Origin of the sequence: Hydrogenophaga sp., from assembly GCF_965657535.1 — a bacterium.
Classification (GTDB): domain Bacteria; phylum Pseudomonadota; class Gammaproteobacteria; order Burkholderiales; family Burkholderiaceae_C; genus Hydrogenophaga.
Window position 1 is genome coordinate 160,095 of the sequence record NZ_CBFHOP010000009.1, and the last position, 13,155, is coordinate 173,249.

General features: G+C 63.7%; 8 protein-coding genes. 4 read left to right on the top strand and 4 right to left on the bottom strand.

The window, feature by feature from the left end; translation table 11 throughout:
- Positions 1–76 precede the first annotated feature (76 nt).
- Positions 77–934: an AraC family transcriptional regulator gene (locus tag ACTG4K_RS16190; protein WP_439115244.1), complete on the top strand. Its 858-nt coding sequence runs from the start codon at positions 77–79 to the stop codon at positions 932–934.
- Positions 935–949: 15 nt separating this feature from the next.
- Here the strand turns inward: ACTG4K_RS16190 and chrA are convergent, their stop codons facing one another.
- The 3 genes from chrA to ACTG4K_RS16205 all read right to left on the bottom strand — a co-directional run bounded on the left by chrA (position 950) and on the right by ACTG4K_RS16205 (position 4,640).
- Complete coding sequence (gene chrA, locus ACTG4K_RS16195; protein ID WP_439115245.1) at positions 950–2,212, bottom strand: chromate efflux transporter; 1,263 nt, start codon at positions 2,210–2,212, stop codon at positions 950–952.
- A complete protein-coding gene (gene arsC, locus ACTG4K_RS16200; RefSeq protein ID WP_439115246.1) occupies positions 2,205–2,600 on the bottom strand; it encodes an arsenate reductase (glutaredoxin) in 396 nt (131 codons plus the stop codon). The genes chrA and arsC overlap by 8 nt, the downstream gene beginning before the upstream one ends.
- Before the next feature lie 81 nt (positions 2,601–2,681).
- Positions 2,682–4,640, bottom strand: a complete 1,959-nt coding sequence (locus ACTG4K_RS16205) for a GspE/PulE family protein (protein WP_439115247.1) — start codon at positions 4,638–4,640, stop codon at positions 2,682–2,684.
- A 129-nt stretch (positions 4,641–4,769) separates the two neighbouring features.
- Here ACTG4K_RS16205 and ACTG4K_RS16210 point away from each other — a divergent pair, with 129 nt between their 5' ends.
- Positions 4,770–6,620 carry a gamma-glutamyltransferase family protein gene (locus tag ACTG4K_RS16210; protein WP_439115248.1) on the top strand — a complete coding sequence of 617 codons (1,851 nt, stop codon included), beginning with the start codon at positions 4,770–4,772 and terminating at the stop codon, positions 6,618–6,620.
- A 9-nt stretch (positions 6,621–6,629) separates the two neighbouring features.
- On the opposite strand, the gene ACTG4K_RS16215 is transcribed toward ACTG4K_RS16210, so the two are convergent.
- A complete protein-coding gene (locus ACTG4K_RS16215; RefSeq protein ID WP_439115249.1) occupies positions 6,630–8,276 on the bottom strand; it encodes an acyl-CoA synthetase in 1,647 nt (548 codons plus the stop codon).
- 44 nt (positions 8,277–8,320) lie between these two features.
- Between ACTG4K_RS16215 and dnaG the strand changes: the two genes are divergently transcribed.
- Both dnaG and rpoD read left to right on the top strand, forming a co-directional pair.
- A complete protein-coding gene (gene dnaG, locus ACTG4K_RS16220) occupies positions 8,321–10,333 on the top strand; it encodes a DNA primase (RefSeq protein WP_439115250.1) in 2,013 nt (670 codons plus the stop codon).
- Between the two features lie 293 nt (positions 10,334–10,626).
- Positions 10,627–12,957: an RNA polymerase sigma factor RpoD gene (gene rpoD / locus ACTG4K_RS16225; RefSeq protein WP_439115251.1), complete on the top strand. Its 2,331-nt coding sequence runs from the start codon at positions 10,627–10,629 to the stop codon at positions 12,955–12,957.
- Positions 12,958–13,155: the final 198 nt, after the last annotated feature.

Below are 13,155 nucleotides of genomic sequence, written 5' to 3' on the forward strand. Positions count from 1 at the left end.
GTGTGGCGGGCTGAAATGCGCTAAAAAGACAAGCATTGTTGAATTTCAGCCAAAACCCCACGATGGAGACGGCACCATGCAACGCCGGCAGCCTACCCGCGCCATTCCCCTAGGCGACTCGAAGCACTTTCAGCCCAGCTCAGACCAGCCGGTGCGCTGCCGACCGCGCCGGCTGGAAAGCGAAAACCAACTCGAACCCCACCACCATCCTTGGGGCCAGCTGGCCTATTGCGCCAGCGGCTTGCTGCGGGTCACCGTGCTGGCCAACGGCGCGGTGGGCACCGACCAGCACAGCCCGGAAACGACCACGATCGTGCCGCCTTCCCGTGCGCTGTGGATTCCCCCCGGCGCCGAGCACGCGGTGACCATTGTCGAAGCCGCCCAACTGCTCACGTTGTATGTCGACGCCAGCGTGGTGCCCGCGCACTGGACACGCTCGCGCGTGCTGGTGGTGTCACCCTTGCTGCGCCAGCTGATTCTGGCCATGGACCAGCCCCATCTGAACCAACCCGCAGCCCGCGCCGAGGCGGTGCACACGCTGCTGATTGCAGAAATGGACCATGCCGCCACGCAGCCCTTGGGTGTGCCCATGCCCAGCGCCCGACACGGCGACCGGCGCCTGCGCGCGCTGTGCGAGGCGGTCATGCAAAAACCCACCCAACACGCCACACTGGCCGAATGGGCTTCATTCAGCGGCGCCAGCGAACGCACGCTCGCGCGCCTGTTTCGTGACGAGCTGGGCACCAGCTTTCAGCGCTGGCGCCAGCAGGTGGTGCTGGCGCACGCGCTGCCCATGCTGGCCCGCGGCGTGCCCGTGGGCCAGGTCGCCGCCGCCAGCGGCTACGCCAGCGACAGCGCCTTCAGCGCCATGTTCAAAGCGGCCATGGGCCAAGCGCCCACCCGCGTGGGTGCCCGAGCCGCTGACCTGCACTGAAGGGCTAAGCGCCCTTCAGACCAGCGCCCACAAAGCCCCTGCGCCAGCGCACCCCAGCACCACCCACAACGGGGAAAGCCGCCAGCGGACGAGCGCCAGCAGCGCCACCAGAGCCAGCGCAACGTCGGCCGGTGCGTGAATGGCGCTGGGCCATACGGGGTCGATCAGCGCGGCCACCAGCAGGCCCACGACGCCAGCGTTCACGCCAGCCATGGCGGTGCGCACGCCGGGGCGCTGGCGCAGTGCGTCCCAAAACGGGAGCAGCCCCACCACCAGCAGCAAGGCCGGCGCAAACACGGCCAGCAGCAAAAGCGCTCCGCCCTGCCAAGGCGCCAAGGCCCCCAGCACCGCCGGGTTCATCACAGCGCCGAGGTAGGCCGAAAAGGAAAACAGCGGGCCCGGCATGGCCTGGGCTGCGCCGTAGCCGGCCAGAAAATCGGCCGCGCCCACTGCCCCGCTGGGCACCACGGAGGCCTGCAACAGCGGCAACACCACATGCCCGCCGCCAAACACCAGGGCGCCAGCGCGAAAGAAACCGTCCACCTGCGCCAGCAGTGCCGAACCGCTTCCCGCCGCCCACAGCGGCAAACCCAGCAGCGCAGCGATCAGCAACAGCAAAGCCACCCAACCCGCCGCACGGGGCAAACCAAACCCCCGGTGCGTGTCGGCGCCGGGGCCTGCCTGCTGCGGCGGGAGCCAGCGTGCGCCAAACACCACACCCGCGAGCGCGCACACCGAAATGGCGAGCAACTGGCCCCAAGCCAGACCCGCACCGCTCAACCACGGCACGCCCAGGGCCAGCGCCGCAGCCAGCAAGGCCAGCCCACGGCGTGCAGCATCGGGGCACAAGCTTCGTGCCATGCCCCACACCGCTTGCGCCACCACAGCCACGGCAGCCACTTTCAGCCCATGCAAGGCCCCTTGCCACAGTGGCGAGCTCTGCAGCGCTGCCAGCTGCGTGACCCCATAGGCAAAACCCACCATCAGCACCGCAGCCGGCAAGGTAAAACCCAGCCAGGCCGCCGCCAAGCCACCCCAGCCGGCCCGCTGCCAGCCCAGCACCATACCCACCTGGCTGCTGGCCGGCCCGGGCAAAAACTGGCACAGCGCCACCAGGTCGGCGTAGCTGCGCTCGTCCAGCCAGCGCCGGCGCTCGACAAACTCGGTGCGAAAGAAAGCCAGGTGCGCCACCGGGCCGCCAAACGAGGTGCAGCCCAGACGCAGAAAGACCAGAAACACACCCAGAACGTTCGGGAGGGAGGATGCGTTTTTACGCACGGTGCGCAGCCTGTGGTTTGCCACCTGACACTGGCGGCAACAAGGCCCGCACGCTTTCGGGCGGGCGGCACAAGCGGGTGCCCAACGGCGTCACCACGATCGGGCGGTTCACCAGCACGGGGTGCTCGACCATGAGGGCAATCAGCGTTTGTTCAGAAAGATCGGACTGGCCCAACTCCAGCGAGGCATACAGCGCCTCTTTGCTGCGCAGCAGCTCACGCGCAGAAAGGCCCATGTCGGCCAGCAGCTGTGTCAGCTGTTCGCGGGTGAAGGGCACCTGCAAATAGTCAATGACCTGGGGGTCGATCCCCGCTTCGCTCAGCAGCGCCAGCACTTTGCGGGAATTGCTGCAGCGGGGGTTGTGGAAAACGGTGATGGGCAAAGTCATGGCGGCGTGGGGCTTGGGTCCAAGGAATGGCCGAAGGCCGAAAACCTCGAATTCAACCACAATGCCCTGTGCGCGCCACGCTCAGCGGTAGGCCATACGCGCCTGCTTCAGGTCGATCCAGCCTTGCACCACCTTCTCCAGCGCATCGTGGCGCAGGCTGCGCATGCCCTCGTTCACTGCGGCGTCAAAAATCTCAGATGGGCGGGCCCGGTTTTGAACCAGCAGCTTGATGGCCCGGCTGTTTGGCAAAATTTCGTACACGCCCAGCCGCCCTTTGTAGCCCTTGCCGGCACAGTGCTCGCAGCCCACGGCATGGCGCGTGTGGATCATGCCCACCGACTCGGCGCCTGTGGCCTTGAGCAGCCGGTCTTGTGCCTCCTGGCGGCTGAGCGCACTGCCTTCCATGTATTCCTGCACCAGGGCTTCCCACCCCGCCTCGTCCAACGGGCGGCTTTGCGCGCAGTGCGGGCACAAAGCCCGAACCAACCGCTGCGCCACGATGCCCAACAGCGAATCGGCAAAATTCATCGGGTCCATGCCCAAGTCGAGCAGACGCACCACGCTCTCGCTGGCGTTGTTGGTGTGCAGCGTAGACAGCACCAGGTGGCCCGTGAGCGACGCTTCAATGGCGATCTTGGCGGTCTCGGCATCGCGCACCTCGCCAATCATGATGATGTCCGGGTCGGCACGCAAAAACCCGCGCATGGCGCTGGCAAACGTGAGGCCGATCTTGGGGTTCATCTGCACCTGACGCAGCCCGGGCTGGGTGATCTCAATCGGGTCTTCAGCGGTCCAGATCTTGCGCTCGGCGGTGTTCACCTCAGCCAGCATGGAATGCAGCGTGGTCGTCTTGCCGGAGCCGGTGGGGCCCGCCGCCAGCACCATGCCAAAAGAACGCTGGGAGAAGCCTGCAATCAGGGCCTGGTCGCGCGGCTGCAGGCCCAGCCGAGCCAGCGGCAACGGTTTGGCCGACTCCAGCAGACGCAGCACCACGTCTTCCAGGCCATCGTGCGTGGGCATGACAGCCACCCGCAGCTCCAAGGCTTTTCCACCAAATTCGGAAAAATCGATCTTGCCGTCCTGGGGTCGGCGGCGCTCGGCAATGTCGAGCCGTGCCATGATCTTGATGCGAGAGACCAGCGACCCGCGCAGCTTGGCAGGCACCCACAAGTAGGGCTCCAGGTCGCCGTCGCGGCGAAACCGGATGGCGGTGAGTGCTTCACCCGGATTGCTTTCAATGTGAATGTCTGAAGCGTGTGTGCGCTGGGCCTCGGCAATCATCTGGTTGACCAAGCGCACCATACCAGCCGACTCGCTGGCTGAAGCCAACTGCTCAGCCTCTGCGCCGCTGCCCAACTCCACCAGCGCCTGCGTCACCAGCTCATCCAGCACGGAATTGGGATGGCCAATAGCGACAGCCGGCTGTTGCGACACCAAGCGTCGGCGTGCGTCCTCCACCAACACCGCCGGGCCGTGGTCATGGCCGCTGCTCGCCAGGCGATCTTGCAACGCCAGTCGCCGTTCAATCGCTTCGCGGCTCGCCCAAACCAGACTCACCGAATGACCGGTGAAGGAACACAGCCGTTGATGCAAGTCAACGCTGGTGGGCGCACAAGAGGCCACAAAAAACTGTTCGTGAGCCATGCCCAGCGGCACCACCGTGAGACCATGGGATTCACGCGGCGACAAGATTTCAAACGCCTGCTTGTCACAGTTGAAACCCAGCACATCCAGCACATCCAGCTCAACCAGGCCAGCCACCCGAGCCAAAGCGCGGTGCAGCTCGTCAGTTGTCAACAGCAAGCGCTGCACCAGCTCGGGGGCACGCGAGCGCAACAGATCGGGATCTTCGGCCGCCAATTGCCCCAGCGCAGCCTCGTCCAGAATACGCAGCTGGCGCAGCGCTTCGCGCAGGTTCACGATCGGCAAGCGGTGCTGAGCTTCAATGGCCACCATCAACAGGGGCAGGTTGTACACCGACTGGACATCTGAAGGCGCAATAAAGGCAGGCTCATCGGCCATCGTGGTAGAAAAACGCATCCAGGTTCCGTCCTTGTCGTTGGTCCAATTGCTCTGTTTCAAGTTAGCGCGGCCCACCGCTTTTCACCTTGCGCCCACGCAAACATCCGGCAACCGCAGGGCGCCACACATCAGGAAAAGACTCAGACCATGAAATATTACACAAGCTTGCTGCGAACCAGCGTCGCGTTGCTGGTGGTCTGCTCGGTCGTGGGCGCCTGTGTCAGCTGGGAGGGCGCGGTCCGGTCCCCCGCCGCCATGGCCCCGCCAGCGCAACCCGAACTCGCCTCTGGCCTGAGCACCAAGCCCGGCTGGGTGACACGGCGCTTTGCCGTGGCTGCCGCCAACCCAATGGCAACCGACGCCGGCGCCCTGGTGCTGCGCCAAGGCGGCAGCGCTGTGGATGCCGCCATTGCAGTGCAAATGGTGCTGGGCTTGGTGGAACCGCAGTCCAGCGGGATAGGCGGCGGTGCTTTTTTGCTGCACCACGACGGCCAGCGCCTGCAAGCCTTTGACGGCCGTGAAACGGCCCCCGCTGGCGCCAGCCCCGGCCTGTTTCTGGACACCCAGGCCAAGCCCCTTCCCTTCATGGACGCGGTGCTGGGTGGCCGGTCGGTGGGTACGCCGGGCGTGGTGGCCATGCTGTCCCTGGCACATCAGCAACACGGCAGGTTGGCCTGGGCCCGGCTGTTCGAGCCGGCCATTGCACTGGCAGAGGGCGGGTTCGCTGTCAGCCCGCGTCTGCACACGCTGCTGCAAGCGGAAACAGCGCTTCAAAATGACCCCGTAGCCGCTGCGTATTTTTATGCATCTAAAGGTCAGCCCCACCCCATTGGGCACGTGCTGAAAAACCCAGAACTGGCCGCTGTGCTGCGCGGCATCGCCACCCGGGGGCCTAAAGCCTTTTACGCCGGCCCGGTCGCCAACGCCATGGTGAGCAAGGTGCAGCAACACGCCACCAACCCGGGTAGCCTGAGCACCGAAGACCTGATGCGATACCAGCCGAAAGAGCGAGAGGCCCTGTGTTTTGACCACACCGCGCAGCAGCGCGGTCTGCGTATCTGCGGTTTCCCGCCGCCCAGTTCAGGCGCGCTGGCCATTGGCCAGATTTTGGGTTTGCTGGCCCGCACACCGCATGCCACAGCAGCACCTGTGCCCAACACACCGCCAGGCCCCGACTGGCTGCACACCTACACCGAGGCCTCTCGCCTGGCGTTTGCCGACCGAGCGCAGTATCTCGCCGACCCCGACTTTGTGGCCGCCCCCGGCGGCAGCTCGCACAGCCTGCTGGATGCGCGCTACCTGGATGACCGTGCCCGCCTCATGAGCGCCACCCGCATGCCCGGCGCACCTGCAGGCCAGCCCGGTAGGGTCCCCAGCAGCTGGGCGCCCATGCCAGACCAAACCGAGTACGGCACCAGCCACATCAGCATCGCAGACGCCTGGGGCAACGCGCTGGCCATGACGACCACCATTGAGGCAGGGTTTGGCGCCCGCCTGATGGTCAACACCGGCCAAGGCCGCCCGGGCGGCTTCCTGCTCAACAACCAGCTCACCGACTTCAGCTTTGCCCCCACCGACGCGCAAGGCAGACCGGTGGCCAACCGGGTGGAGCCGGGCAAGCGGCCACGTTCGTCCATGTCGCCCACCCTGGTCTTTGATGCACAGACAGGCCAGTTGCTCATGAGCGTGGGCAGCCCAGGCGGCGCGTTCATCATCCACTTCACCGCCAAGACGCTGCTGGGCACCTGGCAATGGGGCCTAAGCCCGCAAGCCGCCATCGACCTGCCCAATTTCGGCACGCTGGGTGGGCCGCTGCTGCTGGAGGCCGGGCGCTTCCCGGCGGCCACCGTGCAGGCGCTGCAACAGCGCGGCCATACCGTAAACGAAATACCCTTGCCCAGTGGGCTGCAAGCGATTCAGCGCGGCTTGAAAGACGGGCAACCCGTGTGGCTGGGCGGCGCCGACCCGAGGCGAGAGGGCATTGTGGCGGGAGATTGAACCCCTGCGTCAGTCGCCGTGCGGGTGGTCTTTCTCGGCCCGCTTGCGCAGTTCAAACTTCTGAATCTTGCCGGTGCTGGTTTTGGGTAGCTCACAGAACACCACGGCGCGCGGCACCTTAAAGCCCGCCAAATGCAGCTTGCAATGCGCCACGATGTCGTCGGGCGTGGTGTGCGCACCGAACTTCAGCTCCACAAACGCACACGGCGTTTCGCCCCACTTGGCATCAGGCCGGGCCACCACCGCAGCGGCCAGCACGTCCGGATGGCGGTAGAGCACATCTTCGACCTCGATGGACGAGATGTTTTCGCCACCGGAAATGATGATGTCTTTGCTGCGGTCCTTGATCTTGAAATAGCCGTCCGCGTATTGCACCGCCAGGTCACCGCTGTGAAACCAGCCTCCGGCAAAGGCTTCTGCCGTCGCCTGGGGATTCTTCAGGTAGCCCTTCATGGCGATGTTGCCCTTGAACATGATCTCGCCCATGGTTTCGCCGTCCAGCGGCACAGGCAACATGGTTTCGGGATTCAACACGCGCACGTCGCGCTGCAGGTGGTAGCGCACGCCCTGGCGCGCGTTGAGCCGGGCGCGCTCGCCAATGTCCAACGCGTCCCAGGCTTCGTGTTTGGCACACACCGTGGCGGGTCCATACACCTCGGTCAGACCGTACACATGGGTCAGGTCAAAACCCATCTGCTCCATGCCTTCGATCATCGACGCCGGCGGCGCTGCGCCCGCCACCATGGCCTTGATGCCGGACGGCACGCCAGCCTTCATGGCCGCTGGCGCGTTCACCAGCAAGCTGTGCACGATGGGAGCACCGCAGTAATGCGTCACACCGTGTTCGCGCATGGCGTCAAAAATCGCTTGCGGCTCCACGCGGCGCAGGCACACATTCACCCCCGCGCGCGCCGCCACCGTCCAGGGGAAACACCAGCCGTTGCAATGAAACATGGGCAGCGTCCAAAGATACACCGCGTGCTTGAGCATGTCCCATTCGAGTATGTTGGAAATGGCGTTGGTGGCCGCACCCCGGTGGTGGTACACCACCCCCTTGGGGTTGCCGGTGGTGCCGCTGGTGTAGTTGAGCGCAATGGCGTCCCACTCATCGGCGGGCAGGCGCCAGGCAAACGCAGGGTCGCCACCGGCGATGAAAGCTTCATAGGTGGTGCTGCCCACCGGCTGGTGTTCGCCAGCGAACAGCGCGTCCTCTGCGTCAATCAACAACAGCGGTGTGCTGGCCTGGCGCAGCCTGAGTGCCTTGGCCACGGTGCCGGCAAACTCGGGATCCACGATCACGGCCTTGGCCTCGCCATGGTCCAGCATGAACGCGATGGCCTCTGGGTCAAGCCGGGTGTTGAGCGCGTTGAGCACCGCGCCTGCCATGGGCACGCCAAAGTGCGCCTCTACCATCGGCGGCGTGTTGGGCAGCATCACGGCCACGGTGTCGTTCTTGCCAATGCCTGCGCGCTGCAAGGCGCTGGCCAGCTGGCGTGCTCGGGCATAGGTCTCGCTCCAGGTCTGGCGCAGCGGGCCATGCAGCACGGCCAACCGGTCCGGGTATACCTCGGCTGTGCGCTCTATGAACGACAACGGGGACATGGGGGTGAAGTTGGCCTCGTTGCGAGGCAGATCCTGGTCATAAATGCTTTGCATGCAAGTCTCCGGTGACATGAAAATCCTTGGGGGAGAATAGCCGGGTGGCGATACCGCAAACCTTCATCCAGGAACTGCTCAACCGCGTCGACGTGGTCGACGTGGTGGGTCGCTACGTCCAGCTCAAAAAGGGCGGCGCCAACCTAATGGGGCTGTGCCCCTTTCACGGTGAAAAATCGCCGTCCTTCAGCGTCAGCCCGACCAAGCAGTTCTACCACTGCTTCGGCTGCGGCGCCAACGGGAATGCCATTGGCTTTCTGATGGAACACGCGGGCATGAGCTTCATTGAAGCGGTGAAAGACCTGGCGCAACAGACCGGGCTTCAAATTCCGGAAGACGAGGCGTCCCCGCAAGACCGCGAGCGAGCGGCGCAACAGCGCCAGAAACAAGTCACGCTGCACGATGTGCTGGAGAAAGCTGCGCAGGCCTATATCAAGCAGCTCAAGGCTTCGGCCCGCGCAGTGGCCTACCTTAAGGGCCGCGGCCTGTCAGGCGAAATTGCCAAAGCGTTCGGACTGGGCTACGCCCCCGAAGGCTGGCGCAGCCTGGCCAGCGTGTTCCCCGACTACACGGACCCGCTGCTGGTCGAGTCCGGCATGGTGATCGTGCACGAGGACGAAAAAGGCCAGGACGGCGAAGCCAAGCGCTACGACCGCTTCCGCGACCGCATCATGTTCCCCATCCGCAACGTTAAGGGGGAAACCATCGGCTTTGGTGGCCGCGTGCTCGACAAAGGCGAGCCTAAGTACCTGAATTCGCCCGAAACGCCGGTTTTTAGCAAGGGCCGCGAACTGTACGGCCTGTTTGAAGGGCGCACCGCCATCCGGGTGGCCGGCTATGCGCTGGTGACCGAAGGCTACATGGACGTGGTCGCCCTGGCCCAGCTCGGTTTTGCCAACGCCGTGGCCACACTCGGCACCGCCTGCACCGCCGACCACGTGCAAAAGCTGTTTCGCTTCACCGACAGCGTGGTTTTTAGCTTCGACGGCGACAACGCTGGGCGCCGCGCCGCACGCAAAGCCCTGGACGCCGCCCTGCCCCTGGCGACCGACACGCGCAGCGTGAAGTTCCTCTTTTTGCCGCCAGAGCACGATCCCGACAGCTTCGTGCGCGCCAACGGTGAAGCGGCGTTTGCCCAGTGCGTAAAAGAAGCCATGCCGCTCTCGCGCTTTCTCATTGAAGCAGCCGGCGCAGAGTGCGATCTGACCACCGCAGAAGGGCGCGCCCGCATGGCTTCGCAAGCGCGCCCGCTGTGGAGCGCCCTGCCGGACGGCGCACTCAAGCGCCAGCTTATTGGCGAGCTGGCCGAAGGCACCGGGCTCAACAGCCAAGATCTTTTGCAGCTTTGGCAACAAGCTGGCAGCGGCCAACGAGCGCCCCGCAGCACCGGTGGCGCGCCACCCGGCCGCACATACGAATACACGCCGGAAGACAGCGGCGGCGAATATTCCCCCGACCACGAACCGCGCTACCCCAGCAGCCGCAAGCCCTGGGATGCATCGGGTGGCGGATACGGCAGCGGCTCTGGCGGGGGCTACAGCAAGGGAGGCGACTTTGGCGGCAAGCGCTTTGGCAAATACCGTCGAGGTGAGCCACCGCCGCCACGCATGCTGGGCCAACGCCGTGCCACCACCAGCCGCGCCGACCGGGCGGTGGGCTTGCTGCTGTCCAACGCACATGCCTGGGACCACCTGTCGGCCGACGACCACGCCTTGCTCGCGCATCTGCCTTCGCCGCAAGGCCCAGCCTTGGCTTGGCTGGAGGCCCAAATGCACGAACATGGCCCACAGCCCTGGGTGGCCCTGCGTGAAGCCCTGCGTGGCCATGCCTCAGAGGCCTATGTCTGTGCGCAGGTCGAGCAGGTCACTTTGGTCAATGACCCGGCTTCGGAGCTTTCCGAACTCGACGGCATCATGAACCTGCTGCGCGCCGATGCCCTGAAGGCCTTGGCCGACACCCTGGCGGCCAGGGTGCAGCAAGGAGACGCGTCGGCCTACGAAGAGTTCAAACGGGTCACAGACCGCATCAAGACCTTGAAAAACAGCCAGCCGGTATAATGTAGGGTTACGCACCGCAAGCGCGACAGCAGCACCTCCGGCCCGGCCCGGCCCCCAGTAACGGGGCTACATGGATCCTATTCCCGGCCACCCCAGCGACCACACCGGTCCTGGCGGAACCCCGCAAGGGCTGCACACCAAATGATCGCCCCAACAGCTTGCAGGCCCACCCTTTCCGGCGAAAGGTGGGTGTTGTGCATCACAAAAATCACCGGGATTGCCCAACTGTTGGGCTGCCCTGGCGGCTCTTGTCTGTTCTGCCGGATCCTGTTTGACGTTTTTTTGAGGTCCTCATGCCCACGAAGAAGTCCAGTGCGCCCGTTGTGTCCAGTAGCAAATCAGCCGCCAAGGCCAGCCCAAGCAAGGCAACACCGGAAGCCCCCCCGAAGAAAGCCCCTGCTGTGACCGACAAGACCCCCACCAAAGCCGCTGCCAAGAAGGCCGCCGGCAAGACCGCACCCGAAGCTCTCGACGCCGAATTGGCGGTTGAGGCTGGCACCGCCAAAAAGAAGGCGGGCCGCCCAGCCAAAGCGGCAGCGGCTGACAAACCGGCAGCCAAGCGCGGCCGAAAGCCCAAGGCTGGCGCATCGTCTGATGTCGACATGGACGATGCAGACCTGAGTGACATTGAAGACGATTTGAGTGGCGAACCCGAGGTGGAAACCGAAACAGTTGACGCTTCGGCTCAGCCGGTTGAAAAGGTCAAGCCACTGCGCATGAAGATCAGCAAGGCCAAAGAGCGCGCGCTGATGAAAGAATTCGGTCTGGACGAGACGGTCCTGTCCGAAGAAGAAGCCAAAAATCGCCGCGAACGCCTGAAGACGCTCATCAAGCTGGGCAAGACGCGCGGCTACCTGACACACGGCGAAATCAACGACCACCTGCCCGACAAGCTGGTGGAAGCCGAAACGCTGGAAGTGGTGGTTTCGCTGTTAAACGACATGGGTGTGGCCGTTTATGAACAGACGCCCGACGCCGAAACCCTGCTGTTGAACAACACCGGCCCCACGGCAGCTACCGAAGAAGAAGCCGAAGAAGAAGCCGAAGCCGCGCTGTCCACTGTAGACAGCGAATTCGGTCGCACCACCGACCCGGTGCGCATGTACATGCGCGAAATGGGCACGGTGGAACTGCTGACGCGAGAAGGTGAAATCGAGATCGCCAAGCGCATCGAAGGCGGCTTGAACGACATGATCGCAGCCATCTCGGAAAGCCCGGCCACCATTGCAGAAATTTTGGCCATGGCCGAAGACATCCGCGAAGGCAAGGTCGTTATTTCCACCGTGGTGGACGGTTTCGCAGACGCCAACGCGGCCGATGACTATGTGGCCGAAGAAGACTTTGACGACTACGACGAAGCCGATGACGACGACGGCAAAGGCGGATCCAAGGCCCTCACCCGCAAGCTCGAAGAACTCAAACGCGAAGCGCTGACCCGCTTCGACACCATGCGCACGCTGTTCGAGAAGCTGCACAAAACCTACGACAAAGAAGGCTACGGCACGCCCACCTACTTGAAAACGCAGGCCGCCATCACTGAAACACTGATGTCGATCCGCTTCACCGCCAAAGCGATTGAAAAGCTGTGCAGCACCATGCGCAGCCAGGTCGATGAAGTGCGCAAGAAAGAACGCGAACTGCGCCGCATCATCGTGGACAAGTGCGGCATGCCACAAGAGAAGTTCATTGCCGACTTTCCAGCCAACCTACTCAACCTCAAGTGGGTAGAAAAGCAAGCAGCTGCGGGCAAGCCCTGGAGCGTGGTCATGCAACGCAACATCCCCCCAGTGCAAGAATTGCAGACCGGTCTGATGGCCATCCAGACCAGCGTAGTCGTGCCACTGACTCACCTGAAAGACATCCACAAACGGATGAACCAGGGCGAGTCCACCTCGCGCGACGCCAAGAAGGAAATGATCGAGGCCAACCTGCGCCTGGTGATCTCTATTGCGAAGAAGTACACCAATCGCGGCCTGCAGTTCCTGGACTTGATCCAGGAAGGCAACATTGGTCTGATGAAGGCGGTGGACAAGTTCGAATACCGCCGCGGTTACAAGTTTTCGACCTACGCCACTTGGTGGATTCGCCAAGCCATCACCCGCTCTATCGCCGACCAGGCACGCACCATCCGCATCCCGGTCCACATGATTGAGACGATCAACAAGATGAACCGCATCAGTCGCCAACACTTGCAAGAGCATGGTTTTGAGCCCGATGCATCCATCCTGGCCGAGAAGATGGAGATGCCCGAGGACAAGATCCGCAAGATCATGAAGATCGCCAAAGAGCCCATCTCCATGGAAACGCCCATTGGTGACGACGACGATTCGCACCTGGGCGATTTCATTGAAGACCAAGCCAACACGGCGCCCATCGAGGCGGCTATGCAGGCCGGCCTGCGCGAAGTGGTCAAGGAGATTCTGGACAGCCTGACGCCGCGTGAGGCCAAGGTGCTGCGCATGCGTTTCGGCATCGAGATGTCCACCGACCACACGCTGGAAGAAGTGGGCAAGCAATTTGACGTGACGCGCGAGCGCATCCGTCAGATCGAGTCCAAGGCGGTGCGCAAGCTCAAGCACCCAAGCCGCTCAGACAAGCTACGCAGCTTCATCGACACCATGTGAGGCGACAAACAAAAAAAGGCTCCTTCGGGAGCCTTTTTTATGCGCTGCTCAATACAAGCAAAGTCCTGCTGTGAAACGTACTCGACACGCTCCTGGGCTAAGTCATTAAAGCGATGCTGTATTCAGAAAGCCCAAACCCCCAGGCACCATGGGGTACGAGGGGGTTTGGGGGGCTGGTAAGAGCCTGACGATGACCTA

Excerpts from the sequence above, each read along its gene's own strand:
- ACTG4K_RS16190 (WP_439115244.1), top strand. The coding sequence starts at position 77 with ATGCAACGCCGGCAGCCTACCCGCGCCATTCCCCTAGGCGACTCGAAG.
- arsC (WP_439115246.1), bottom strand. The coding sequence starts at position 2,600 with ATGACTTTGCCCATCACCGTTTTCCACAACCCCCGCTGCAGCAATTCC.
- ACTG4K_RS16205 (WP_439115247.1), bottom strand. The coding sequence starts at position 4,640 with ATGCGTTTTTCTACCACGATGGCCGATGAGCCTGCCTTTATTGCGCCT.
- ACTG4K_RS16210 (WP_439115248.1), top strand. The coding sequence starts at position 4,770 with ATGAAATATTACACAAGCTTGCTGCGAACCAGCGTCGCGTTGCTGGTG.
- ACTG4K_RS16215 (WP_439115249.1), bottom strand. The coding sequence starts at position 8,276 with ATGCAAAGCATTTATGACCAGGATCTGCCTCGCAACGAGGCCAACTTC.
- rpoD (WP_439115251.1), top strand. The coding sequence starts at position 10,627 with ATGCCCACGAAGAAGTCCAGTGCGCCCGTTGTGTCCAGTAGCAAATCA.